Genomic DNA, 24,319 nt, shown 5'->3' with positions numbered 1-24,319 from the left:
GACTCCTCGCTCACTGACTCTGCCGGCCGCGCAGTTCCGCAAGCACTTCGCTGACGGTCTCTTCCCCGATCGAACGAGGGAACCCGACCAGGACCCGATCGATCACGCCGTCGCACCGTTCCCGAATCGCCTTGGCTACCTCGCTGATCGGGGCGACGACCGCAAAGGTCTCCAGCACCTCATCATCGATCAGCGCGCCCATGGTGTCCCACTCCCCCTGGCGGCTCAGCCGGTGCAGTTCGGTGTGCAGGTCGTCCCAGCCGTGGAGCGCGAGCACCTTGCGGTAGGCCGGGGTCGAACCGTAGAACGCGATCTGTTTGCGGGTGCCCACCGCGTTCACGGCGACCTCTGCCTCATCCGAGCCGGTGACGACGAAAACCGGTGCGCTCACCTGAAAGTCGCCGCGGCTGCGGCCGGAGCGCGCCATGCCGCGCTGCAGCGCCGGGATGGTCACCTCTTCGAAGTAGCGTTTGGTGGTGAACGCGTGCGCCAGCACCCCGTCGGCGACCTCGCCGCACATCTCGGTCATCGCCTCACCGACGGCCGCGATGAACACCTTCGGAAACGGGTAGGAGTGGGCCTCGGGGGTGAACATCGGCGTCATCAGCTTGTGGGTGTAGAAGTCGCCCTCGAACTGCAGCCTGGTGCCGTCGCGCCAGCATTCCCAGATCGCGTGCAGCGCCAGCACGAACTCCCTCATCCGCGCCACCGGCCGGCTCCACGGCATGCTGAACCGCTTCTCGATGTGCGCCTGCACCTGCGAACCGAGCCCGAGCATGAGGCGGCCTTGCGAGTAGTCCTGCAGATCCCAGCCGACGTTGGCCACGGTCATGGGGCTGCGCGCGAACGCGACCGCGATGCTCGTGCCGAGCTGGATCCGCGTCGTGTGTTCGGCGGCCAGCACCAGTGGCAGGAACGGGTCGTGGTTGACTTCGGCTGTCCAGCAACAGTCATAGCCTCGTCGTTCGAGCGTGCCGGCCGCGGTCGCGACGTCGGCCAGTCGGCTGGAAACGGCCCCGTCGACCGCGAGGCCGGCGCCATCACCCATGGTCGTAGACGCTACAGTAAGCAATTCAGTATGGTCAACGTGAACATCCCGGTGCGACGATCGCCGTGGACGACAGGAGTTGTGCATGACCAAGGCTGAGGACTGGGACGACACGCTCGGCGAGCTCTGCCGGCGGCGTCAGCACGCGTACGCCATGGGTGGCACGGACCGGCTCGCCAAGCACCACGGCAAAGGCAAGCTCGACGCGCGGGCCCGGGTCGAGTATCTGGTCGACAAGGGCACCTTCCGCGAATTCGGCACGCTGGTCGGCGGTGACATCGCCGCCGACGGCATCGTGGCCGGTTCCGGGCTGATCGACGGCAAGCCGGTGATGATCGGCGCCGAGGATTTCACGACGCTGGCCGGCAGCATCGGCCCCGGTGGAAACGCCAAGCGTTATCGGTTGGCGGAGTTGGCGTTGCGGGACAAGGTGCCGCTGGTGATGCTGCTCGAGGGGGCGGGTTTCCGGCCCAGCGGCGAGCACTACGGCCGCACGCCGACCGACCTGCTCGCCCAGGCGCAATGCTCCGGCAAGGTGCCGACGGTCGCCGGCCTGCTGGGCCCCTCCGCGGGCCACGGCGCGCTCGTCGCCCCGGTCTGCGACTGGACGATCATGAGCCATCAGGGCGCCATCTTCACCGCGGGGCCTCCGGTCGTGAAAGAGTCGACGGGCGAAGAGATCTCGAAGGAGGACCTGGGCGGGCCGGCGGTCGCGCTCGCCAGCGGTGTCATCCACAATGTCGCCGACGACGACGAAGCCCTCCTCGACGACATCCGCCGCTACCTGTCGTACTTCCCCGCCAGCGCGTGGTCATATCCCGAACCGCTGCCCGCCGACGAGGCGGCCGCACCGCGCGCCACCGCCGAACTGCTCGACATCGTGCCTCGGGGCAACCGCCGCGTGTACGACATGCGTCGGGTCCTCGACGTGGTGTTCGACCGCCCGGACTGGTTCGAGGTACAGCCGAAGTTCGGGCCCGCGATCATCTGCGCGCTGGCGCATTTGGGCGGTCACCCTGTCGCGGTCGTGGCGAACCAGCCGCAGGTGCTCGCCGGCTCGATCGACGCCGACGCCGCGGACAAGGCGGCCCATTTCATCACGGTGGCCGACTCGTTCCACCTTCCGGTCGTCTTCCTCGCCGACAACCCCGGGATGCTGCCGGGAAGCCGCTCAGAGAGGAGCGGCGTGCTGCGCAGCGGTGCCCGGATGTTCGCCGCGCAGACGGCGGCGACGACCATCAAGTTGCACGTCACGTTGCGCAAGGCCTACGGTTTCGGCTCGATGGTGATGTCGCTGTTGGGATTTGACAACCAGAGCGCGACGTTCGCCTATCCCGGCGCCACCATGGGGGCGATGAGCGCCGCGGCGTTGAGCAAGGCTTCTCACGCCGCCGAGGACGTCGAGGCCCGTTTGCGCAAGATGGAGGTCGAGGCGTCGTTCCGCTCGGCGAGCCACCTGGGGTTCGACGAGCTGATCCACCCCGAGGAGACGCGCGACGCGCTGTTGTCGGCGCTGCAGCGAGCGATCTACAGCCGCCAGGCCGCCCCGGAACCGGTCACCCGCACGGTCATCACTCCGTAATCGGTGATTTCGGTGCGCTAACCATCGCTCAGCGATCGTTTGCGCACCGAAATCCCTCATTGCGACGCGCGGTAGGCCGCGACGATCGGTTCGAGTTCGTCCGGTGTGGCGCCGTGCATGATGACCGCGTCGGCCCCGTAGTCGAACTCTTCGCGCACCCGGTCCACGCACTGCTGCGGCGACCCGGTTGCCGAGGGCTCGAGCCATTCGTCGGGGATCAACGTCGCGATGTGCTCGATCTGCTCGGCGGACGCCTTGTGGTCGATACCGCCCGGAATGGACTGAACCACGGGATCGTCGCGGAAACGTTGCAGCACCGCCGGATCCCAGCCGTTGGTCTTGACCAGAAGATCACCGTAACCCTGCAGGTAGGTCGCCAGCCGCGCGACGGTCTTCTTCAGCCGTAGCTCCTCGGGCAGGTGGTCGCCGACCGTGGCGAAGCACGACCACACCCGCACGCTCGACGGGTCGCGGCCGGCCTGCTCGGCGGCATCCTTGACCGTCTTGACCGCGCGCTGCAGCGTCTCCGGCGTGAAGTAGGTGTGCAGGATAACGTCGTCGAACGCCCGTCCGCCCAGCGCCAGCGTCTGCGGGCCGAACGCCACGATCGCCAGGCGGATGTCCTCGCGGAAGTCCGGGTCCAGGAACAGCACCTGATACTTGCCGATCGGCCCGTCGTGGTTGAAGATCACCTCGCCGTTCCAGAGCCGACGCATGACCTGGGCGAAGTCCTCCATCTGCGCGGTGGTCACGGACGGGATGCCGAACGCGCTGTACATCGCCGCCACCCCGCGGCCGATGCCCAGCGTGAACCGTCCTTTCGACAGCCGGTGCATCGTGGTCGCCCACGAACCGGTGATCAGCGGATGGCGTGTGTTGTGATTCGTTGCCGCCGTGGCGATCTGCATGCGCGACGTGACCGCGCAGGCCGCACCGACGAGCGACGAGGCCTCCTTGACGTTCCACCGTTCGGAGATGAACGCGGTGCCGAACCCGAGTTCCTCGCCGCGGCGCGCCTCGTCCATCAGCGTGGCCGGCCCCTCACCTCCGGCACCCGCCAACAGGTAGTAACCCAGTTCGTCGAGCATCCTGTCCGTCACGCCCAGACTCCTTGTTTGTAGCCGCAGTTCCACACCTCGACGATCCTGCCGTCGACCACCCGAAAGACTTCCATACTGCCGATCGTCGTCTCCGTGCCGTCCTTCATCTTGATCGGCGACTGGTAGGCGATCGCGACGTGCTCTCCGTCGTCGCCGGCCACCACGAGGTTGAGGTCGAAACGGATGCTTTCCGCCGCCTCCCACATGTCGACCACCCGGCGCACGGCCTGTTCATGGGTCAACACGTGCGCCGGTTCGCCGACCTCGTGACGGATCACCGTCTCGCCCAACAGTTCGTCGGCCAGTGCGAAATCCGCCTTGTTCCAGGCCACGAGGTTGTACAACTCCACCACCTCGCGGGCGGACCGGCTCATGAGAACACCTCCAGGGCGTCGATCGACTCGATCGCGGCGACCGCCCGATCGGTGAGTGTCAGGCACAAGCGCCGGGACCGTTCCGGCAGTGCGCCCCATCCGTTCAGCGTGATGACCGGCAGCACCATCAGGTACACGGCCGCGAACCGATAGTGCCGCCACGCGTCGTCGAATCCGTAATCGACGGTTCCGTGCGCGGCCATGTGGTCGAGGTACTCACGCAACAGTGCCTCGTCATGACCCTCCCGGACCGCGGTCGGCAGGCCCTGCGTGACCAGATAGGCCACGTCGGCCGCGCCCGCGCCCCGAGCGGTGAACTGGAAGTCCACCACCTTGATCCGGTCGCCGGAGAAGAACAGGTTGTCGGCGCGGATGTCGCCGTGCAGCAACATGTCCCGCTCGGTGAGCACGGACAGCGCCGCGACCGCGCGTTCGGCGAAGCGTTCGGCGAATGCCGCCACCGCCGCCGGCACGTTCTCCGAGGTGTGCGCGAGGTAGATCTCCCAGCCGGGCCCGAACGCCGGCAACAGCAGGTCCCGCGCGACCGAGGTGTCGATGCTGGGAAACTTCGCCAGGACAGCGGATTTGCGCGACCACACGTGCAGGCCCGCCAGTTGCTCGATGCAGGTGCGAGCCCGCTCCATCGTCAGCCCCGCCAGGTGGTCGGCGTTCTCCCAGTCCGAGAGGTCCTCGAGCAGGAGCACGAAATCGACGCCGTCACCGGCCATCCGGGCGGTGTACACCCGCGGGGTGTCCATCGGAGCGCGGCCGGCCACGTCGCGGTAGAAGCACACCTCGCGTCGATACCCGCCCAGCAGGTCCATCGCGCCGCGCGCCTCCGACACCGCAGGAAGCTTCGCGATCACGGTCGCGGGCACCCCGCGGCCGGTCAGGTGCAGTCGGTACAGCAGCGACGAGAAGCCGCTGTCCATCGCGATCTGCTCGGCACGGACGTCGTCGACGGTCGCCCCGTCGATGCCCGCGTCGACCCGAAACGCCTCGGTGAGCCAGCCCGCGTCCACTTCGTCGATGCCACCCGGCACCGCGGCCGTGCTCGCCGTCATCGCACACCCTTCCCGCTGACCGACGTCAACAGCCGCTCCGACGCACGCTGCACGCCGCCCGCGAACAGATGGCCGACGTGGCTGCCCCGATGCCAGTACAGTTCGCCGCCCCACCGCTCGTGCAGTCGCTCGGCCGGTTCCCGGAGCGCCATCTGGTCGTGCCACGCCCCGACGATCAGCCGGCGCTCGGGCGGCGGTGTGGGCGCGACGGCCTGGTAGTCGACGACCGACATCACCCGCTCGACGGGCTCGGACCGCAACAAGTCGATCGTGTCGTGCACCGACGGCCCCCACCGCCCCAGGTGCGCGGCGATCATCGCGTTGAGCCCGAAGATCGGTGTGTAGACGGCGACTGCGTCGACCTCTTCGAGATGGGCGACCATGCCCGCCACCGGGCTACCCATCGAAACCCCCGACACCGCAAGGGCACTCGCCTGTGGCCGTAACCAACGAATCACCGCCCGCACCTCCGACACCACCCGGATCATGCCCGCCAGGTTGTTCAGCGGATCCATGTTCGGATACGTCGGCCACCGGTCACGCCGGACCCCGCACCCGGGCTGCACCGGTAACGCGATGTTGTACCCCAGCTGCTCCTGCAGCCGCCGGGCCCGGGAGAACAGCAGGTCGATCGGCTGCCCTTGACCGGCCCCGTGCACCCACACCAGCCACGGCCGCGGCTCGTCGCTGCTTCGGCACAGATGGACCACCGCGTTGGCCGAGCCGCCGAATCCCTCGGCGGCCAGCGAGGCAGGCAGGTGCGGATCATGCTCGAACATCACCTGCTCGTAGCGGGACCGGCCGAATCGGCGTCGCCGGATCGTCGTCGGCCGCAGCTCATCCGGCTCGACGTGCACACCGGCCGTGCCCAGTGCGGTCAGCTCGCCTGCTGCCGCAGCGCAGGACTCGACCGTGCGCTCCTGCCTCGGCGGCGGCGCGGTCAGTGTCATTCCCGACAACGCGAGTTCGTCGAGCACGACCTCACCGAGTTGCCGGGCGGCGCTGCGGGACAACGGCATCCTCTCGCCGGTGCCCGCGACCGCGGCATATGCGCGCGGCACCGCCCCCGCGAAGTCCCGCCCGATGCGGTACGCGCGCTCGGTCGCCTTCATGAAAGCTTGAACCCGGTGTAACCGGCGGCTGCGATCTCGTCACAGCGCCGCCGGTACTCCGGAATCCCGGCCGTGTACCCCATGTACATCCGCTTCTTGCCGGGCACGTTGCCGCCGTTGTACCACGAGTTGCACGACGGGTGGACCAACACCGTCGGCGCCACGAGTTCGCTGGTGTGCTCGATCCATTCGCGTTGGGCGTCGGGCAGTGCTTCGATGGTGCGGTACTCGTGGTCGCGCAGATAGGCGATGCAGTCGCCGATCCACTCCACGTGCTGTTCCAACGCCGCCACGAAGTTGGTCGCCGCCGAAGGACTTCCCGGCGCCTGCACGATGAACAGGTTGGGAAACCCTGCAACGGCCAGCCCGAGATAGGTGAACGGGCCCTCGGTCTGCCAGAACTGCGCCAGCGACAACCCGTCGCGGCCGCGGACGTCGATGCGGCTCAGGGCACCGGTCATCGCGTCGAATCCGGTGGCGTAGATGATCACATCGAGGTCATGGTGCCCGTGTTCGGTACGGATGCCCGTCGGCGTGATCTCCACCACCGGGTCTTTGCGCAGGTCGACCAGCGTCACGTTGTCGCGGTTGAACGTGTCGTAGTAACCCTGGTCGATGATCGGCCGCTTGCACCCGAACGGATGGCTGGGTGTCAGCGCGGCGGCCGTCTCGGGGTCCTTGACGATGCGTGCGACGGCCTCACCGTAGAGTTCGGCGGCCATCCGGTTGGCCTCGATGTCGAAGAACACGTCACCCCAGCTGAGCGCGCCCATGACACCGTGTTCTTCGACGGCACGAAGCTTCTCCTCACGCGAGGCCGACTTGATCGGCGGCTTGGTGATCATGTCGAACATCACCGAGAAGGCCGACAGGCGTGCGGCGCCGACGGGATGTTCGCGCTGCGCGGCGCGGATCTGCGCGTAATTGGCCTTCATCTCGTCGAGTTCACCCGGCTCGAACGCCCTTACGGTCCACGGCAGCGTGTAAGCCGGTGAGCGCTGGGACACGTACAGCTGGTCGACCTGTTGCGCCACCACCGGAATCAGTTGCACGCCGGTCGATCCCGTCCCGATCACGCCCACCCGCTTACCGGCCAGGTCGACGTCCTCCTTCGGCCAGCAGCCGGTGAACAGCGACATCCCGCCAAACGACTCCATACCCGGGAAGTCCGGGTCCAGCGGCACCGACAGGATTCCGGAAGCGGCGACGACGTATCGCGCGACCAGGGTCTGGCCCGTCTGCGTCTCGACGGTCCACGCGGCGGCGTCGTCGTCGAAGCGCATGGCGACGACCTGGGTGTTGAACTCGATGTCGCGCCGAAGATCGAGGCGGTCGGCGACGAAGTTCAGATACGCCTCGATCTCGGGTTGGGCGGGCATCGTCTCGGTCCACACCCACTCCTGCTGGATCTCCTCGGAGAAGCTGTAGGAGTACTCGATGCTCTCGATGTCGCAACGGGCACCCGGATACCTGTTGAACAGCCAAGTGCCCCCGACGTTCTCGGCTTTCTCCAACACCACCGTGCGCACTCCCAGCTCGCGCAGGCGGTGCAACGCGTACAGGCCGGAGAATCCCGCGCCGATGACGATCGCGTCGTAGTCGACCGAGTTGGATGTGGTCACTGAGATGGCACCTCACGTAGCGCAGCGGAGTTACTGTAACTATTACAGTATTAGCACTGGGCCGGCTGGCCAATGGCGGAAATGACGATCGGGGGAACAGGCGTGGAGTGCAACCTCGCCGGCCATTGCCGAAAGGTATACAGTAAGCTCCTTCAATAACTTCTTCCGGGACAGGAGGCGTACGCGTGAAGGTTCCGTTCACCTGGAAGGTCACCGGCTGGTTCATGATCGGCTGGTCGGCGGAGTTCCCGCAGGGAGAGGTGCGCCCGCTGCGGTACTTCGGCGACGACCTGGTCGCCTACCGGGACGAATCCGGTGAGCTGCATGTCCTGTCGGCACACTGTCGCCATCTCGGCGCACACATCGGCCACGGTGGCAAGGTCGTGGGCGACTGCGTCGAATGCCCCTTCCACGGCTGGCGCTGGGGACCCGACGGCACCAACCGCTACATCCCCTACCAGCCCGACCGCCCCAACAAGGCGTTGCGTCTGCGCGTCTATCCGGTCATCGAGCAGTACGGCTGCGTGTTCGCCTGGCATCAGCCCGACGGCAAGGAACCGCAGTGGGAGATGCCCGACCTGTTGCACAAGTTCCCGCAATTCCCGACCGAGCCGGACGCGTACTACCGCCCCTACCCCGAGTTCTCCCAGCGCGCCGAGCACGAGCCCGTGCACCCGCAGATCGTCGCCGAGAACGGCCCGGACAGCGCGCACTTCCACTACGTCCATCGCGCCACCGTCACGCCGGTGTGCCTGAACTGGGAAATCGTCGACGAAGAGTGGCGGTTCCTGACAGGCTGGCCCGACGCCGCCAGCGACGACCCGGACAAGATGGCGCTCTACATCCACAGCCATCTGTCGGGGCTGGGCTTCGCGATCAGCGCGTTCGAGGGGTCCTCGAACCACCGGCTGATCTTCGCGTGCACGCCGGTCGAGGACGGCTACTCGGACATGTTCTATTCGATCTGGTGGCCGCGGTTGCCGGGGGACACCTCTGACGTTCCGCCCGAGGAGGTGCGCCAGAAGGTCGAACGGCAGTTCATGGGCACGGTGTGGGACGACCTCGAGATCTGGCGCTATCAGGAGTACATCGAGAAACCCGCGCTGTCGAAGACCGACGCCAAACCGTACATGGCGATGCGGAAGTGGGCGACGCAGTTCTACGAGGTGCCCGCCACCCAGCCCGGCGACGCGCCGGCGTCCGTGTCAACCGCGCGACGGAAGCAGAGCACGTGACCGACACCGAGGAACACATCCAGGAGTTCGCCAGGGTCCAGCCGACGGTCGCGGGCCCAGAGCTGGCCCGGTTCATGACGGCGATGCGGCGGTTACAGGACACCGTCGTGGCGGCCGACCCGGAGGCTTCGGTGTGGGATGACACGGCGGCGCTGCTCGAGGACGTCTGCGCCCGGCTGGAGGGCCACTCGGCGCCCGCCTGGGTCTCTCCCGTCGGCAGGGCGCAGAACCTGCCCGGTCACGGCCACCCGATGGCGCCGCCGTGGACGGTGGCCGAGTCGAGCCCGGACGCGGTGACGATGCGGGGCCACTTCACCCGCTACCACGTCGGCGGCAACAACGCCGTGCACGGCGGGGTGATACCGCTGTTCTACGACTTTCACTTCGGCCTGCTCGTCTCCGCGGCGGGCAGGCCCGACAGCCGCACCGCCTACCTGCACGTCGACTACCGGCAGGTCACGCCCATCGACGTGCCGCTGACGGCGCGGGCATGGATCGACTCGGTCGACGGGCGAAAGCTGTACGTCAGGGCGGCGATGAGCGACGTCGACGGCAACGTACTATCCGAGGCCAATGGTCTGATGATCAAGTTGCTCCCCCACCAGCCCTGAGAGGCATGATGTCCGATTCGCTCGTTGAGTCCGCGGAGACCGGCTCCGCACCGCAGTTCACCGTTCCCGCCGTCGCCGACACCGTCGCCGCGGCGATCGGCGACCGGGAGTTCATCATCCAGGGCGACCGGCGCTACACCTATGCGCAGGTGGTCGAACGCGCCAACCGCCTCGCCGCCTATCTGCACACCCGCGGGCTGGGCTGTCACACCGAACGCTCGGAATTGCAGGGGCACGAGGTGGGCCAGGATCTGCTGGGCATCTACGCGTACAACGGGCCCGAGTACGTCGAGGGGATGCTCGGCTCCTGGCGCGCCCGGGTCGCGCCGTTCAACGTCAACTACCGCTACGTCAAGAACGAACTGCACTATCTGCTGGCCGACTCCGGCGCGACCGCGCTGATCTACCACGCGGCGTTCGCGCCCCGGGTCGCCGAGGTGCTGCCGAACCTTCCGAACCTGCGCGTGCTCATCCAGATCGCCGACGACTCCGGCAACGACCTCGTCCACGGCGCCGTCGACTACGAGTCGATCGTGGCGTCGGGCGCGGCCGCGCCGCCGCCGGTCGAGCCCTCGCCCGATGACCTCTACGTGCTCTACACCGGCGGCACCACGGGCATGCCGAAGGGCGTGCTGTGGCGCCAGCACGACATCTTCATGACGTCGTTCGGCGGGCGCAACATGGCCACCGGCGAACTCACCACGTCCTATGACCAGATCGCCAGGCGTGTCGCGGAGAACCCGGGCACCAAGATCTTCACGCTGCCGCCGTTGATGCACGGGGCCGCGCAGTGGGCGGTGATGACCGCGCTGTCCACCGGCCAGGCCGTGGTGTTCCCCACGACACCGGCACATTTCGACCCCGACGAGGTCGTGCGCATCATCGAGAAGGAGAAGGTGCTCGCGGTGCAGGTGGTCGGCGACGCCATGGCCCGGCCCCTCGCCGACGCCATCGAACGCAGCTCGGCCGACCTGTCCTCGATGGCCGTGGTGGCCAACGGCGGCGCACTGCTCACCCCCACCGGCAAGCAGCGCCTCATCGATGTCAAACCCGGCCTGATCGTGATGGACGGCGTCGGGTCCTCGGAGACCGGCATTCAGATGAACCACATGTCGGCCCCGGGCGCGGTGTCGACCGGCAAGTTCAACGCGGGTCCGGACACCTTCGTCGCGGCAGAAGACCTCAGCAAGATCCTCGACCCGGGTCATGACGGCATCGGCTGGCTTGCCCAACGTGGTTATGTGCCATTGGGTTACAAGGGTGACGCCGAAAAGACCGCCAAGACGTTTCCGGTGATCGACGGCGTGCGTTACTCGATCCCCGGCGACCGCGCACGTCATCTCGCCGACGGCGGGATCGAACTGCTCGGCCGCGACTCGGTGACCATCAACTCCGGCGGCGAGAAGATCTTCGCCGAGGAGGTCGAGACGGCGGTGCTGTCACACCCCGCGGTGGCCGACGTCGTGGTGTCGGGCCGGCCCAGCGAGCGGTGGGGCCAGGAGGTCGTCGCCGTGGTCGCGCTCGTCGAGGGCGCCAGCGCCGACGCCGACGAGCTCATCGAACACGCCGCCCAGTCGATCGCGCGCTACAAGCTGCCGAAGGCGGTCGTGTTTCGGCCGTCGATCGAGCGCAGTCCCGCAGGCAAGGCCGACTACCGATGGGCCCGCGAGCAGGCGACCAGCGAGGCCTGAACCCGTCGCTCAGGCCGAAATAGCATTCCGGGTTGTGATTTCGCCCGGATGACAGCCTGGAATGCTATTTCGCGGGTGTCGAGCGATTGAGCCGGCGCCGGGTTCGGTTACGCGCCATCAGCAGACCCAGCGCTGTCGTCGCGCGCAGCGACGCCCAGCTCTGAGGACCTGCATCTATCGTTGTGCAGACCTATACTGTAAGCTTTACAGTACCCATGCGGGTTACCTGTCCGAACCAGACGAGGGAGATCAGCCGTGGATAGCCCCGTACAGGATGTCACGGTCGATGAGACCTTCGACCTGCTGCGCGATCCCTATCCCCTGTTCGCGCGGAAGCGGCGGGAAACCAGCGGTGTGTTCAAGGGCAGCGTCATGGACTGGTCCAAGGCGCCGGAGGCCATGCCGGAAAACCTCTACGCCGCAGTGTCTTTTGCCGCGGTCAACCGGGTGTTCCGCGACGGCAAGGCGTTCAATTCACACATCTACGACAACACCATCGGCCTGTTCATCGGCCCGACGATCCTGGCGATGGAGGGCAAGAAGCACTGGGACCACCGCAATCTGGTGTCCTCGGCGTTCAAATCCAAGTCGTTGGCACGCTGGGAGCCCGAGATCGTTCGGCCCGTCGTCACCGGGCTGATCGACGAATTCATCGACAACGGGCACGCCGACCTGGTGCGCGATTTCACGTTCGAGTTCCCCACCCGGGTCATCACCAAGTTGTTGGGGCTGCCCGAGGATGACCTGCCCTGGTTCCGCAAACGAGCCGTCGAGCTCATCAGCTACCACGTCAACTACAAGCGCGCCTTCGAGGCCTCCGCCGCGCTCAAGGACTACTTCCTCACCCAGATCGACAAGCGTCGGTCCAAGCCGACCGAAGACATCATCGGCGATCTGGTCACCGCAGAGATCGACGGCGAAAAGCTCACCGACGAAGCGATCTTCTCGTTCCTTCGGCTGCTGCTGCCCGCCGGCCTGGAAACCACCTACCGGTCGTCGGGAAACCTGCTGTACCTGCTGTTCACCCACCCCGAGCAGTTCACCGCGGTACAGCAGAACCGTGAGCTCATCGGCGCCGCCATCGAAGAAGGACTGCGGTTCGAGACACCGCTGACCACCGTGCAGCGCTACGCCACCGAGGCGACCGAACTCGAGGGAGTCGAGATCCCGCAGGGTGCGGTCATCGACGTGTGCATCGGCTCGGCGAACCGTGACGAGAACCGTTGGGAACGCTCCGAAGAATTCGACATCTTCCGCGAACGCGTGCCGCACATCTCGTTCGCGGCGGGCGAGCACACCTGCATGGGGCTGCATCTGGCGCGAATGGAGACCCGGGTCGCGCTGGAATGCCTGCTGGATCGACTGACCAACATCGAACTGGTCACCGACGACAACCCCTATATCGCAGGCCAGCCCTTCCGCTCACCCACGGCACTCCCGGTGACGTTCGACGCCGCGGGCTGATTCGTGGCCAACACCGCATCAGCGCCCGCCAGAAAGCGACGGGATCGCGGATCGATCAGCGCTGACGAAATCATCAACGGCGCTTTCGAACTCGCTGCCGAGGTGTCGATCGACAACTTGAGCATGCCGCAGTTGGCAAAACACCTGGGCGTGGGTGTGACGAGCATCTACTGGTATTTCCGGCGCAAGGACGATCTGCTCGACGCGATGGCGGACAGGGCGCTGGAGGAATTCGAGTTCACCGTGCCGACCATCGCCGCGTCGAATTGGCGAGAGTCGTTGCGCGAACACGCATTGACGATGCGGCGGCGGTTCCGTGCGGATCCGATCCTCTGCGATCTGGTGTTGATCCGGGGACAGTACGGACAGCGCGCCATGCACGCTGCGCTGCAGAAGCTCGCGCAGCCGATCGGGGTGCTCGTCGAAGCGGGGCTCAGCGCGGAGCAGGCCGCCGAGACGTACGGCGCGATCTCGGTACACATCCGGGGCTCGGTGGTTCTCGAACGGCTCCAGGAACGAACCGAGGGCTTCCCCGCCCAACGCGCCGACGGCGGCCGCTACATCGGATTCGCCGACGACATCGACTTCGGCTATATCCTCGACAGCATCCTCGACCACGCCGAGGCAGTCATCGCGGCGGCGTAGCGCTCGTCTTCGGCGTGCGGTGGGCCACCGTCTTCGGCTCGAGGTATTGCTCGAAACCCTCGACGCCGCACTGCCTGCCGACACCGCTGTTCTTGAAGCCGCCGAACGGTGCATCCGCTCCGTAGAACATGCCGCCGTTGACGCCGAACGAACCGGTACGGATGCGACGGGCGATCGCCATTCCGCGCTCCAAAGAGCGCGACGAAACCGCACCGGCCAGCCCGTAAGCGCTGTCGTTGGCGATCCGCACCGCCTCCTCGTCGTCGTCGAACGGCAGCACCACCAGCACCGGGCCGAACACCTCCCGCTGTGCGATCGCCGCGTCGTTGCCGACACCGACGATCACCGTGGGCGCCACGTAGTGGCCGCCCGCCAGATACTCGGGCAGATTCGCCACAAGCCCACCGCCCGTGGTGATTTCGGCACCGTCGGAGCGGGCCTGCTCGATCGCGTCGAGCACCCGCTTCTTCTGCGCGCCGCTGATCACCGGGCCCACCAACGTATCGGAGCTGACCGGATCCCCAACGGGCACCGCCTGATAGGCCGCGGTGATGCTCGCGACGGCGTCGTCGTAGCGCGACCGGTGCACCAGCATGCGCGTCGTGGCCGCACACGCCTGCCCGGCGTGCACACACACCCCGATCGCCGATCCGACGATCGCGGCCGCCGGGGCGTCGTCGAGCACGATCGACACGGATTTGCCACCGAGTTCCAGGAACATCCGCTTCATGGTGTCAGCGCCCTGCCGCATGAGCAGCTTGCCGACCCCGGTGGAGCCGGTGAACGAGATCATGTCGACGCGAGGATCGGTGCCGAGCAGTCCGGCGACGTCGTTGGACGGTGTGGGCACCACGTTGACGACACCGGGCGGGATGTCGGTGTGCTCGGCGATGAGCCGGCCCAGCCGGGTGGCGTTCCACGGCGTGTTCGGATCGGGCTTGAGCACGACGGTGTTTCCGGTCGCCAACGCGGGTCCGAGCTTGTTGAGGATCACCTCGATCGGGAAGTTGGACGGCGTGATCGCGGCGACGACGCCGACCGGCTCCTTGATCACGGTGCGCACATTGCGCTCACCGAACAGGCCACCGCCCTCGAGGGTGCGCTCCCATTCAAAGTCGAGCATCAGCCGGGCGGGATAACGCAGGGCGTCCGCCAGCGGCCAGTCGAGTTGCGCGGACTGCGTTGTCATCACCGGGCAACCGACCTCGGCGATCAGCTCTTCGCGCAGCTCCTCCTGGTCGGCTTCGATCGCTGACTGCAGCTGATCGAGGCACCGCGCACGCAGCCGCCGGTTGGTGGCCCAGTCTGTTTCGTCGAAGGCGCGACGGGCGGCAACGATCGCGCGGTCCATGTCTTCGGCGTCGGCGGCAGCCGTGCTCCCCAACAGTCGGCCGGTGGCCGGGCTGAAGTTGTCGAAGTGCGATGCGGACGACACGAGCTGTCCGTCGATGAGCATCCGCGGCTCGGCCCGTCGCGCCGCGCGCTCGCCGACGTCGATGATGGTCTCGATCCGTTCGTCGACGTCGCTCACGGCACCTCAGTAGAATCACTTTTGCGGGACGACTAACTGTAATGCTTACAGTAGGTTTATTCAACAGCGGACGTCAGTACGAGGAGCCGATTTGGTCAAGGTCATGGAGGGCGTGCGCGTCCTCGAGGTCGCACAGTTCACGTTCGTTCCGGCGGCGGGGGCGATCCTCGCCGACTGGGGCGCCGACGTCATCAAGGTCGAGCACCCGGTCCGCGGCGACACCCAGCGCGGATTCATCAACATGGGCGGTTTCCAACTCGATCCCGACCGCCATCCCCTGATCGAGCACCCCAACCGCGGAAAGCGCAGCGTCGGGATCGACGTGTCGACGCCCGAGGGTCAGGAGGTGCTCTACGAGATCGCCAAAACCTCCGACGTCTTCCTCACCAATTACCTTCCTGCGCAACGGCAGAAGAACAAGTTCGATGTCGAGCACATTCGCGCGGCGAACCCGGACATCATCTACGCGCGTGGCAGCGCATACGGGGACAAGGGACCCGAACGCGACGTCGGCGGGTTCGACGGCACCGCGTTCTGGACGCGCAGCGGGGTCGGGCACGCCCTGACGCCCGAGGAGCTCGGCGGTGCGTTGTCGCAGGGCATTCCGGCCTTCGGCGACTCGATCGGCGGCATGAACATCGTCGGCGGGATCTCGGCCGCACTGTTTCACCGACTGCGCACGGGTGAGGCCGTCGAACTCGACGTCTCACTGCTGAGCACCGCCTGGTGGGCGGGCGGGGCCAGCGTGACGCAGGGCATGGAGACCGGCGAGACCATGCGCTCGCTGATGCCGGATGCGACAGGTCCGAGCGTGAACCCGTTCATGGCCAACTACCTGACCTCCGACGGCGGCACGATCAACCTGTGCATCGTCAGCCCGACCGGCTACATCCGCGATGCGTTCGAACACCTCGAATTGCCGGACCTCGCCGACGATCCCCGCTTCAACGACGTCATGCCGCTGATCGAAAACGCCGAGGCCGCAGCGGAATTGATTCGGGAGAAGATCCGCAGCAAGCCCTTCGAGTACTGGCGTCAGCGCCTGAAGACCATGAAGGGCCAGTGGGCGCCGTTCCAGAGCTTCCTCGACCTCGCCACCGACGATCAGGCGCTCGCCAACGACATGATCGTCGAGGTCGAGCCGGCCGACGGCGGCAAGCCGTTCAAGGTCGTCCGCGGCCCGGTGCAGTTCAACCACGAGCCGCTGGAGACGACGCGCGCTCCCCAGGCCAGCGAGCACACCGAGCTGGTGCTGATGGATATCGGCATGGACTGGGACCGCATCGAGGCGCTGAAGGAAAAGGGCGCCATCGCCTAACCCCCATCTGCGCGAACGTGCGTGTTTGAGGCCGACACGCCGCGAGTCAGGCAGACAATGCGCACGTTCGATCGCCGCGGGCGTTTGCGGCTGTCACGTTTCAGCGTGGCGGACTGCTTGTGCCTCGATTTCTGCCGGGTGGTCGCGATTTTCGATCGATCACAGCCCTGCCGCAGAAATCGGGCACCATGCCCTCGATACACCGCTGACCTGGCAAGATCAATCTCGAAAAACCCGACGCAACACCTCGTCTTGAGTGATCATGGTGATCTCTGAGGGGAGGAGAAACGGGCCATGATCGTCCGGTGACCGAGGTCGCCGATCGCTCTGGGACATGCGGGAACGAGCTGAGAATCAAAGCTCGTTTCTGCGATGAATGCGGTGCACGGGTGTCGGCGCCGGCCGAGGCCGGGGAACGCAAACAAGTCACCGTTTTGTTCACTGACGTTGTCGAGTCGATGAAGCTCGCATCGGCCCTCGACCCCGAATGACTCCGAGAACTCATGAACGAGTTGTTCAATCGGGCCGCCGCAGTGGTCCAGCGTTACCAGGGCACAGTCGACAAGTTCACCGGCGACGGCTTGATGGCCCTCTTCGGCGCCCCGCTCGCGCTCGAGGATCACGCGCTGCGCGCCTGCATCGCCGCTTTGGAGATACAGGCCGTCACCAAGGGCTTGGCCGAGGAAGTCCGCCGAACTGACGGGCTCGATTTGCAGCTTCGTGTCGGCCTGAATTCGGGTGAGGTGATCGCGGGAGAGATCGGGGCGGGCCCGGGCAGATACACCGCCATCGGCCATCCGGTCGGCCTGGCACAACGTATGGAAGCCGCCGCGCCTCCGAGCGGAGTGCTGTGCTCGCACGCCACCGCTGCGCTCGTCGAAGATGTCGCCGATCTAGGTCCCGTCGAGGAGGTGGTGGCCAAGGGTGACACCGGTCCGGTGAAGGCGCGGCGCCTCCTGGCGGTGGAGCCTGACAAGAAGGTCGTCGGTCGCAACGAAGGCGTGATGCTAGGTCGCGATGCCGAGATGAATTGGCTGCGGACCGTTTTCGACGCCCAGAATGGCAGTAGCGTTGCGATCGTCGGCGATCCGGGTCTCGGCAAGAGCCGGCTCGTCGCGGAGTTCACCGCGCTGGCCGCCAGTGAGGGTGCCGATGTTGTGATCGCCCGGTGCGAGGCGCACACCACAACGCTTGCCTTCGGCGCACTCTCACGGATATTGCGCGCAATGTTCCGGGTCGACGGCCTCAGCGGTGCAGACGCCCGGGAACGCACCGCAGCGCAGTACAAGGGATTGCTGTCGGCGCAGTCGCTTGATGCTCAGATGTTGTTCGAGGTGATGGGATCGCCGAAACGGGTGCGGAGCCGCTTCCTGTCAGCATTGACGGCAGGCGCAGGCGGCTGGCCGAGGTGATGGCGCAGGCGGTGCTGGTCCGACCGACGCGCACCGTATTCGTTCTCGAGGATGCGCACTGGATAGACCCGCCCAGTGACGAAGTGCTTTCTCAATTCGCCGCCTCCCTCAGCGCCACGACATCGACGCCGGTGTGTGTAGTGCCGTATGGGCGCGATCAGTTCGAGGTCGCCCGGCGAGTGGAAGTCGCACGCTGTGGCACGCGCCTACCGGCCAAGAAGTTGTCCGTATCCCGCTTGCGCGCGAAGCTTCATGAAGCGCTGACCATGACCGAGGGTGCCAAACGCGTCGCAGAAGGCTTCGCAGCGACCGGCGGAGCGGCTCGCGGCGCCGATCTGTTCGAGCAACGCGTGCTTGCCGTTACTGACGGCAAGTGACATCCAGCCGCCGCGAGCGTGCGTGAAATCGCGGGCTTCCTCGGCGTGTCGCCCTCAGACACGCACGCTCGTGCAAACGCAGACTGCGCTAGGGGTGCTCCACACGGATGGGCACCCCGGTCAACCACGCCATGCCCGACAGCGCCTCCACATCGTCGGGGTCGCTGGACGTCAGCTGGTTGACGTTCGCGCCGCCGGCGCGGTTGGCCAGCCGCCAACCCCCGGTTCCCTTGTGCCCCCAGCCGTGTGGCACCGCGACGACGCCAGGCAGCAGATCCTTCGTCGTCGCCACCGGCACGGTGATGGTGCCGAACGGCGACGTGATCCGCACTTCGTCGCCGTCGGCGATGTCGCGTTCGGCCGCGTCATCGACATGCATCAGCGCGTGCTGGCGTCGTTCACCCCGCATCAGCAGCGGCGAGTTGTGCATCCACGAGTTCTCCGAGCGCGGCTCGCGCAGCCCGACCATCCGCAGCGGGTAGCCGTCGGGCACCGCGCGCCGAGACAGCTTGGCGACCTCGTCGGCAATTCCCTGGTGCGCCAGCCGAACCCGGCGCGACAGGTAGCCGACCGCTTGGCGCAACACGCCCGTGCGGACATGCGGCGCGACCACGACGCCGTGCGGATGCTCCTTCTCCAGCCGCCGCAGGTTCAGTCCGCCACGGCGCAGCCCGAACCTGTCGCCGCCCTCCGACATCCGCACCAGGGCATCCATCATGAGCCGTGGTGAGGCGTCAACACCGAACAGTCGCAGCACCTTTCGCACGGCCGCAAACCCCGCGAAGGCAGGCACCCAGCGGGCCAACCGTTCGGCGAGGTCCGCGACGATGGCCCACTCCTCGCGCGCCTCGCCCACCGGGGCGAGCACGGCTTCAGTCGCCTGCCGAAACGGCGTGGCCTGAAAACCCTGGAAGGTGTAGGGGAAGTCGTCGCGTTCGTACATCGTCGTGACGGGCAGGATGTAGTCGCATTGGGCGCTGGTCTCGGTGACGTAGAAGTCCAGCGCGACAGAAAGCTCCAGTTCGCCGAACGCCGCCTCGAGTTCCTCCCCGTTGGGCACCGACAGCATGGGATTGCCTGCCGAGACGAACATGCCACGGATCCTGCGGTCGCCCGGTGTGGTGATCTCCTTGGCCATCAGTGCGGCGGGCTCCGAACCGATCGCGCTCGGCGTACCGCTGATCCGCGAGCGCTTGCGCCGATAGGACCGACGCATGACCGCTCCCATCGCGACGTTCTGCCATTTCTGGCCGACCGTGTGCATCGAGCTGAACACCGAGCCGCCGGGCGCATCGAGATTGCCGGCCACCAGGTTCACCGCGTCGATCAGGTACGTGGTCAGTGTGCCGTGGGTGCCCACGCAGGTACCGAGGCGGCCGTACACCGCCGCCCGCGGGGTGGTCACCAGGTCGTGCGCCAACGCGCGCACGCTGTCGGCGTCGATCCCGGTCTGCGCCGACGTCGACTCCGGGGTGAAGGGCAGGCACAGCGACCGCAGCCAATCCACGCCGTCGGCCTTCCGTTTCACCGCGGCGATGTCGACCAAGCCGTCGGCGAACATGACGTGCAGCAGCGAAAGCAGCAGCAGCGAGTCGGTGTCCGGCACAATGCCCAGCCATTCGAACGCCACCGCGGTCTCGCTGCGCCGCGGGTCGATGATCAGCACCCGCCCACCGCGCTTGACGATGTCGTTCATGCGGTCCTTGATCCGCGGCGCGGTGAGAAAGCTTCCGTGTGACACCACCGGGTTGGTGCCCATCATGACCAAGAGATCGGTGCGTGTGAGGTCCGGGATCGGCACCGACGTCGGCACCCCGTAGAGCAACTGGCTCGCGATGAGCCTGCTGTTGGTGTCCTGCGACGACGCGGTGAAGTAGTGGCTGTGCCGGCCGAGCCCCTTCGTGAACAACAGCGCGGCGAAGGTGTGCGCGTAGCTGAACGCGCCGGGATTGCCCATGTACCAGCCGACCGCGCCGGAACCGTGGCGGCGCAGGATCGCCGAGAGCCTGCCCGCGATGTCGGCCATCGCCTCGTTCCACGTCACCTCTTCGAAGCCGGCCGGCCCGCGACGCAGCGGCCGCCGCACCCGATCCGGATCGTTGACGACCTCGGCGAACGCGATGCCCTTCTGGCAGGCGAATCCCGATGACAGCGGGTGTTCCTTGTCGGGCCGCAGCGCCACCAGGCGACCGTCCTCGACCGTGGCGATCATTCCGCACAGCGGCTCGCAGATCCGGCAGAACGTCGGCCTGTTCTCGATGACGGATGCCACGCCGATTACGATACTGTAAGAGTTACAGTTACACGTCGGATCGGCGTTGACCAGAGAGGATCAGGCATGCACGACGTGGCGATCATCGGGGTCGGACTGCATCCCTTCGGCCGTTTCGAGGGCAAGTCCGCGATGGAGATGGGTGTCGACGCGATCTTCGCCGCGGTCGCCGACGCCGGCGTGGAGTGGAACGACATCCAATTCGCCACCGGAGGCAGCTGGACGGTCGCCAACCCGGACGCGATCGTCGGCATGGTCGGATTGTCCGGTATCCCCTTCACCAACGTGTTCAATGCCTGCGCGACCGCGGCCAGCGCCGCCAAGGCGTGTGCCGACGGGATCCGGCTGGGCGACTACGACATCGGCATCGCGATCGGGCTGGACAAGCATCCGCGCGGCGCCTTCACCGAAGACCCCGCCCTGGTCGGCATGCCGCGGTGGTACGCCGAGAACGGCCAGTACCTCACCACGCAGTTCTTCGGGATGAAGGCCAACCGCTACCTGCACGAGCACGGGATCTCCCAGCAGACGCTGGCCAAGGTGGCGGCCAAGAACTTCCGCAACGGCGCGCTGAATCCCAACGCGTTTCGCCGCAAGCCCATCCCCGAGGACCAGATCCTCAACTCCACGATGCTGAACTATCCGCTCACGCAGTACATGTTCTGCGCGCCCGACGAGGGCGCGGCCGCGGTGGTGATGTGCCGTGCCGACATCGCCCACCGCTACACCGACAAGCCGGTCTATCTGCGGGCGGTCGAGGTCCGCACCCGCAAATACGGTGCCTACGAGGTGAACACGACGTTCGCGCCCGTCGAGGAGGACGTCGCGCCCACCGTGTACGCCGCGCGGGCCGCGTTCGAAAAGGCGGGAATCTCACCGCACGACGTCGACGTCATCCAGTTGCAGGACACCGACGCCGGTGCCGAGATCATCCACATGGCCGAGTGCGGCTTCTGCGCCGACGGGGACCAGGAGAAGCTGCTCGCCGACGGGGCCACCGAGATCACCGGGTCGCTGCCGATCAACACCGACGGCGGCCTGATCGCCAACGGTGAACCGATCGGCGCGTCGGGGCTGCGTCAGATCCACGAGCTGGTGCGTCAGCTGCGCGGCGAGGCCGGTGATCGGCAGGTGCCCGGCGAACCGAGAGTCGGCTTCGCCCAGCTCTACGGCGCTCCCGGCACCGCCGCCGCGACGATCCTGACGCGGTGATGACGACACAGCTCGCCGGAAACTAGTCGCGCGCGGCGCAATCCGCGTAGGTCGGCCAACGAGCACGGATCGTGACCGACCCGCCTTCGGCGGGCATCCCGGAAGCTGTCAAGCCGCCCGCGCCGCCGCACGCCTGGTCAACGCGACGAGAACTCGCGCGAAAGATGTGCGGGCGTGGCAGAGTGCGCATAGCTTGACGTTCCACGAAAAGGAGCCATCATGCCCACGATCACCACGAGCGACGGCGTCGAGATCTTCTTCAGAGACTGGGGGTCGGGCCAGCCGATCGTGTTCAGCCACGGTTGGCCGCTGTCGGCAGACGATTGGGACACCCAGATGCTGTTCTTTCTGCAGCACGGGTACCGCGTCGTCGCGCACGACCGACGGGGGCACGGCCGCTCGGCACAGGTCCCCGACGGCCACGATATGGACCACTACGCCGACGATCTCGCGGCCGTCGTCGAGCACCTCGACCTGCATGACGCGGTGCACATCGGCCATTCGACCGGCGGCGGCGAAGTGACGCGATACCTCGCCCGCCATGGTCAGCAGCGTGCCGCCAAGGCGGTGCTGATCAGTTCCGTTCCCCCGCTGATGGTCAAGACCGACGCCAGTCCCGGCGGCCTGCCCAAGGACGTGTTCGACGATCTGCAGGCGCAGCTGGCGGCCAACCGCTCGGAGTTCTATCGCTCGCTGGCCGCGGGACCGTTCTACGGGTTCAACCGTCCGGGAGTGGAACCGTCGGAAGCCATCATCGAGAACTGGTGGCGCCAAGGCATGATGGGCGATGCGAAGGCACACTACGACGGCATCGTCGCGTTCTCGCAAACGGACTTCACCGAGGACCTGAAGAAGATCACCATCCCGGTTCTGGTGATGCACGGCGACGACGATCAGATCGTCCCGTACGAGAATTCCGGACCGCTGTCAGCGAAGCTGCTGCCGAACGGCATCCTGAAGACGTATCCGGGTTATCCGCACGGCGCGTTCGTCACCCACCACGACGTCATCAACGCCGACCTGCTGGAGTTCATCCGGTCCTGACCGCGGTCACTTCAGGGCGCGACGCGACGCTTTCATGATGAGCTTGCGTACCCGATCGGAGATGTAAACGGCGACAACGCCGTTGAAAACGTCCTCGCGCAGACGCGTCAGCGTCGAACTGGTGAAACGCCACTGACCGTCGAGTTTCTCATAGGTCTCGTGATAGTGGCCGTAGCCGCGCAGGTTCACGCCGGGCCCGAAGCGGACGACGTCCTCGAGCGCCCACACCCCGCGCGCCGTCGTCGGTGAGGTCAGCTCGATCTCGGGGGCGTGCACCTGATGCACGGTCGCCTGGTTGCGCAGGCTCTTTCGAGTGAACGCGACGAATTCGTCGGCGCCCCTTATCACCTTCCCACCGGCAGGCGAAGTGTCGCTGAGGAAGTCGTCGGCGAACAGCGTGCGCCACGCTACCCAGTCCTTGGTGTCGAGGAACCGGCAGTAGCGCGCTTTCAACTGCTTGATCGCCTCGATCTCGACGAGGTCGGCCTCGGTCATCTGTCAACTGTCTTTCTTGCCTGTTCGACGTAGAAGTACGCGGCCCGTTCCAGCGACTCGGCGGTGGGCCGCGGGTGCCAGCCCAGTTCTCGTGTCGCCTTACTGTGATCCGCGGGCGCCATGATGTGCAACAGCCGAATCCCGGTCGTGTTGATGGGCAGTTCCCGCCGCAACAGTCGCGCGATTACACCGGCCACCCACACCGACGCGTACACCACGGGAAGCGGAACGCCGAACCGCGGCGGTTTCGCACCGACCGCCCTGGCGGCCGTGGTGAGCATGTCGCGCATCGGCATGTAGCTCTCGGAGATGATGTAGCGCTCCCCCACTGTGCCGCGTTCGGCGGCCACCAGGAACGCTTCGGCGACGTCCTCGATGCCGACGACCTCGGTGGACACCCCCTTGATGTAGGCGGGGATCTTGCCCAACGCGGCGTACTGCACCATCAGCCCCTGGTGGGGCTGAAAGTCGCGGGGCCCGTACGGGTTGGACACGCACATCACCACGGCGGGCAGGCCGCGGTCGCGCGCGTAGGACAGGACCAGTTCCTCGGCTTGGCGACGCGACTCGATGTACGCGCCGCCCTTGTTCCCCCAGTCGAACGGCATGTCCTCGGTCACCGGACGGCTTCCGTCGCCGAGCGCGATCGTGCCGATGGTGCTGCAGAACACGAACCGGTGCAGGCCGGCTTTCGCCGCGACGTCGAGGACGCGGCGCAGGCAGTGGACGTTGGTCTCGAACAGCGGCGCGGGGTCGCGCAGGTGAAACCGGGTGTCGACAATGCAGTAGTAGACGACGTCGCGGTCGGCCATCGCGGCGCGAAGCGCTTCCTCGTCGTACAGGTCGCCGTAACACCGCTCGACGTCGAGGTCGTCGATCGCCATCGTCGAACTCGTGGTCCGCAGGTACACCCGCACGTCGTCGCCGCGCTCGGTGAGTCTGCGCGCGACGTGGGAGCCGACGAACCCGCTCGGACCCATCACCAGCGCGCGGCGGGGAGGTGTCGTTGTCGGATCGGAAGACATTGGGAGGCACCTTCCTTCGGGCGCGGGCGTGCGTGATGTCGCGGTGGTCGTCGGCGTGTCGCCCGCAAACACGCACGTTCGCCGG

At 66.7% G+C, this 24,319-nt stretch carries 21 protein-coding genes and 1 pseudogene; 12 read left to right on the top strand and 10 right to left on the bottom strand.

What is annotated here, in order from left to right; genetic code table 11:
* Window positions 1-10: 10 nt before the first annotated feature.
* Window positions 11-1,048 carry an LLM class F420-dependent oxidoreductase gene (locus MELE44368_RS15185; protein WP_128109258.1) on the bottom strand — a complete coding sequence of 346 codons (1,038 nt, stop codon included), beginning with the start codon at window positions 1,046-1,048 and terminating at the stop codon, window positions 11-13.
* An 85-nt stretch (window positions 1,049-1,133) separates the two neighbouring features.
* Between MELE44368_RS15185 and MELE44368_RS15180 the strand changes: the two genes are divergently transcribed.
* Window positions 1,134-2,630, top strand: coding sequence for an acyl-CoA carboxylase subunit beta (locus MELE44368_RS15180; protein ID WP_128109257.1), 1,497 nt, complete (start codon window positions 1,134-1,136; stop codon window positions 2,628-2,630).
* A gap of 56 nt (window positions 2,631-2,686) precedes the next feature.
* Here the strand turns inward: MELE44368_RS15180 and MELE44368_RS15175 are convergent, their stop codons facing one another.
* From MELE44368_RS15175 to MELE44368_RS15155, 5 genes are read right to left on the bottom strand one after another with little or no spacing between them, the layout of a single operon-like run.
* Window positions 2,687-3,718, bottom strand: a complete 1,032-nt coding sequence (locus MELE44368_RS15175) for a TIGR03857 family LLM class F420-dependent oxidoreductase (protein WP_276050814.1) — start codon at window positions 3,716-3,718, stop codon at window positions 2,687-2,689.
* Between the two features lie 8 nt (window positions 3,719-3,726).
* Entirely contained in the window at window positions 3,727-4,104 is a 378-nt protein-coding gene (locus MELE44368_RS15170) for a nuclear transport factor 2 family protein (RefSeq protein WP_128109255.1), read from the bottom strand.
* Entirely contained in the window at window positions 4,101-5,168 is a 1,068-nt protein-coding gene (locus MELE44368_RS15165; RefSeq protein ID WP_128109254.1) for a phosphotransferase, read from the bottom strand. The genes MELE44368_RS15170 and MELE44368_RS15165 overlap by 4 nt, the downstream gene beginning before the upstream one ends.
* Entirely contained in the window at window positions 5,165-6,280 is a 1,116-nt protein-coding gene (locus MELE44368_RS15160) for an alpha/beta fold hydrolase (RefSeq protein WP_128109253.1), read from the bottom strand. The genes MELE44368_RS15165 and MELE44368_RS15160 overlap by 4 nt, the downstream gene beginning before the upstream one ends.
* On the bottom strand, window positions 6,277-7,902 hold the full coding sequence (locus MELE44368_RS15155) for a flavin-containing monooxygenase (protein ID WP_128109252.1): 1,626 nt from the start codon (window positions 7,900-7,902) through the stop codon (window positions 6,277-6,279). Before MELE44368_RS15155 ends, MELE44368_RS15160 begins: the two co-directional genes overlap by 4 nt.
* A 185-nt stretch (window positions 7,903-8,087) precedes the next feature.
* On the opposite strand from MELE44368_RS15155, the gene MELE44368_RS15150 reads away from it, so the two are divergent.
* The 5 genes from MELE44368_RS15150 to MELE44368_RS15130 all read left to right on the top strand — a co-directional run bounded on the left by MELE44368_RS15150 (window position 8,088) and on the right by MELE44368_RS15130 (window position 13,548).
* Window positions 8,088-9,137, top strand: coding sequence for an aromatic ring-hydroxylating oxygenase subunit alpha (locus MELE44368_RS15150; protein WP_128109251.1), 1,050 nt, complete (start codon window positions 8,088-8,090; stop codon window positions 9,135-9,137).
* On the top strand, window positions 9,134-9,748 hold the full coding sequence (locus tag MELE44368_RS15145; RefSeq protein WP_241566639.1) for a PaaI family thioesterase: 615 nt from the start codon (window positions 9,134-9,136) through the stop codon (window positions 9,746-9,748). Before MELE44368_RS15150 ends, MELE44368_RS15145 begins: the two co-directional genes overlap by 4 nt.
* An 8-nt stretch (window positions 9,749-9,756) precedes the next feature.
* Window positions 9,757-11,439, top strand: a complete 1,683-nt coding sequence (locus tag MELE44368_RS15140) for a medium-chain acyl-CoA ligase Mig (protein WP_128109250.1) — start codon at window positions 9,757-9,759, stop codon at window positions 11,437-11,439.
* A 255-nt stretch (window positions 11,440-11,694) separates the two neighbouring features.
* Window positions 11,695-12,903 carry a cytochrome P450 gene (locus MELE44368_RS15135; RefSeq protein ID WP_128109249.1) on the top strand — a complete coding sequence of 403 codons (1,209 nt, stop codon included), beginning with the start codon at window positions 11,695-11,697 and terminating at the stop codon, window positions 12,901-12,903.
* 3 nt (window positions 12,904-12,906) lie between these two features.
* Window positions 12,907-13,548: a TetR family transcriptional regulator gene (locus MELE44368_RS15130; RefSeq protein WP_128109248.1), complete on the top strand. Its 642-nt coding sequence runs from the start codon at window positions 12,907-12,909 to the stop codon at window positions 13,546-13,548.
* Here the strand turns inward: MELE44368_RS15130 and MELE44368_RS15125 are convergent.
* Window positions 13,532-15,079, bottom strand: coding sequence for an aldehyde dehydrogenase family protein (locus MELE44368_RS15125; protein WP_128109247.1), 1,548 nt, complete (start codon window positions 15,077-15,079; stop codon window positions 13,532-13,534). The genes MELE44368_RS15130 and MELE44368_RS15125 overlap by 17 nt on opposite strands.
* 103 nt (window positions 15,080-15,182) lie before the next feature.
* Between MELE44368_RS15125 and MELE44368_RS15120 the strand changes: the two genes are divergently transcribed.
* From MELE44368_RS15120 to MELE44368_RS15110, 4 genes and pseudogenes are all read left to right on the top strand, one after another.
* Window positions 15,183-16,397: a CaiB/BaiF CoA transferase family protein gene (locus MELE44368_RS15120; RefSeq protein ID WP_128109290.1), complete on the top strand. Its 1,215-nt coding sequence runs from the start codon at window positions 15,183-15,185 to the stop codon at window positions 16,395-16,397.
* 305 nt (window positions 16,398-16,702) lie between these two features.
* A complete protein-coding gene (locus MELE44368_RS27130; RefSeq protein WP_241566638.1) occupies window positions 16,703-16,888 on the top strand; it encodes a hypothetical protein in 186 nt (61 codons plus the stop codon).
* Between the two features lie 12 nt (window positions 16,889-16,900).
* Window positions 16,901-17,809 (top strand): adenylate/guanylate cyclase domain-containing protein, encoded by a 909-nt coding sequence (locus MELE44368_RS15115; RefSeq protein WP_241566637.1) that lies wholly within the window; start codon window positions 16,901-16,903, stop codon window positions 17,807-17,809.
* Window positions 17,810-17,937: 128 nt separating this feature from the next.
* Window positions 17,938-18,186 (top strand): annotated as a pseudogene (locus MELE44368_RS15110) (glycosyltransferase); the annotation flags it as partial.
* A gap of 88 nt (window positions 18,187-18,274) precedes the next feature.
* On the opposite strand, the gene MELE44368_RS15105 reads toward MELE44368_RS15110, so the two are convergent.
* A complete protein-coding gene (locus MELE44368_RS15105; protein WP_409366127.1) occupies window positions 18,275-20,398 on the bottom strand; it encodes a molybdopterin-containing oxidoreductase family protein in 2,124 nt (707 codons plus the stop codon).
* A 126-nt stretch (window positions 20,399-20,524) separates the two neighbouring features.
* Here MELE44368_RS15105 and MELE44368_RS15100 point away from each other — a divergent pair, with 126 nt between their 5' ends.
* Together MELE44368_RS15100 and MELE44368_RS15095 are read left to right on the top strand one after the other, a co-directional pair.
* A complete protein-coding gene (locus tag MELE44368_RS15100; RefSeq protein WP_128109245.1) occupies window positions 20,525-21,670 on the top strand; it encodes a thiolase family protein in 1,146 nt (381 codons plus the stop codon).
* Window positions 21,671-21,889: 219 nt separating this feature from the next.
* The gene (locus MELE44368_RS15095) at window positions 21,890-22,714 is read left to right on the top strand and encodes an alpha/beta fold hydrolase (protein ID WP_128109244.1); all 825 of its coding nucleotides are present in this window, start codon (window positions 21,890-21,892) and stop codon (window positions 22,712-22,714) included.
* Window positions 22,715-22,720: 6 nt separating this feature from the next.
* On the opposite strand, the gene MELE44368_RS15090 is transcribed toward MELE44368_RS15095, so the two are convergent.
* A complete protein-coding gene (locus MELE44368_RS15090; RefSeq protein ID WP_128109243.1) occupies window positions 22,721-23,209 on the bottom strand; it encodes a nuclear transport factor 2 family protein in 489 nt (162 codons plus the stop codon).
* Complete coding sequence (locus MELE44368_RS15085) at window positions 23,206-24,234, bottom strand: NAD-dependent epimerase/dehydratase family protein (RefSeq protein WP_128109242.1); 1,029 nt, start codon at window positions 24,232-24,234, stop codon at window positions 23,206-23,208. The genes MELE44368_RS15090 and MELE44368_RS15085 overlap by 4 nt, the downstream gene beginning before the upstream one ends.
* Window positions 24,235-24,319: the final 85 nt, after the last annotated feature.

The organism is Mycolicibacterium elephantis DSM 44368 (assembly GCF_004014805.1).
Taxonomy (GTDB): Bacteria; Actinomycetota; Actinomycetes; order Mycobacteriales; family Mycobacteriaceae; genus Mycobacterium; species Mycobacterium elephantis.
This window is presented reverse-complemented; position numbering and strand designations above follow the sequence as displayed.

What these genes read in the sequence shown, in the direction of transcription:
- MELE44368_RS15105 (WP_409366127.1), bottom strand. Translation starts at nt 20,398, where the DNA reads ATGATCGCCACGGTCGAGGACGGTCGCCTGGTGGCGCTGCGGCCCGAC.
- MELE44368_RS15170 (WP_128109255.1), bottom strand. Translation starts at nt 4,104, where the DNA reads ATGAGCCGGTCCGCCCGCGAGGTGGTGGAGTTGTACAACCTCGTGGCC.
- MELE44368_RS15165 (WP_128109254.1), bottom strand. Translation starts at nt 5,168, where the DNA reads ATGACGGCGAGCACGGCCGCGGTGCCGGGTGGCATCGACGAAGTGGAC.
- MELE44368_RS15180 (WP_128109257.1), top strand. Translation starts at nt 1,134, where the DNA reads ATGACCAAGGCTGAGGACTGGGACGACACGCTCGGCGAGCTCTGCCGG.
- MELE44368_RS15090 (WP_128109243.1), bottom strand. Translation starts at nt 23,209, where the DNA reads ATGACCGAGGCCGACCTCGTCGAGATCGAGGCGATCAAGCAGTTGAAA.
- MELE44368_RS15160 (WP_128109253.1), bottom strand. Translation starts at nt 6,280, where the DNA reads ATGAAGGCGACCGAGCGCGCGTACCGCATCGGGCGGGACTTCGCGGGG.
- MELE44368_RS15175 (WP_276050814.1), bottom strand. Translation starts at nt 3,718, where the DNA reads ATGCTCGACGAACTGGGTTACTACCTGTTGGCGGGTGCCGGAGGTGAG.
- MELE44368_RS15095 (WP_128109244.1), top strand. Translation starts at nt 21,890, where the DNA reads ATGCCCACGATCACCACGAGCGACGGCGTCGAGATCTTCTTCAGAGAC.
- MELE44368_RS15140 (WP_128109250.1), top strand. Translation starts at nt 9,757, where the DNA reads ATGTCCGATTCGCTCGTTGAGTCCGCGGAGACCGGCTCCGCACCGCAG.
- MELE44368_RS15100 (WP_128109245.1), top strand. Translation starts at nt 20,525, where the DNA reads ATGCACGACGTGGCGATCATCGGGGTCGGACTGCATCCCTTCGGCCGT.
- MELE44368_RS15120 (WP_128109290.1), top strand. Translation starts at nt 15,183, where the DNA reads ATGGAGGGCGTGCGCGTCCTCGAGGTCGCACAGTTCACGTTCGTTCCG.
- MELE44368_RS15085 (WP_128109242.1), bottom strand. Translation starts at nt 24,234, where the DNA reads ATGTCTTCCGATCCGACAACGACACCTCCCCGCCGCGCGCTGGTGATG.
- MELE44368_RS15115 (WP_241566637.1), top strand. Translation starts at nt 16,901, where the DNA reads ATGAACGAGTTGTTCAATCGGGCCGCCGCAGTGGTCCAGCGTTACCAG.
- MELE44368_RS15185 (WP_128109258.1), bottom strand. Translation starts at nt 1,048, where the DNA reads ATGGGTGATGGCGCCGGCCTCGCGGTCGACGGGGCCGTTTCCAGCCGA.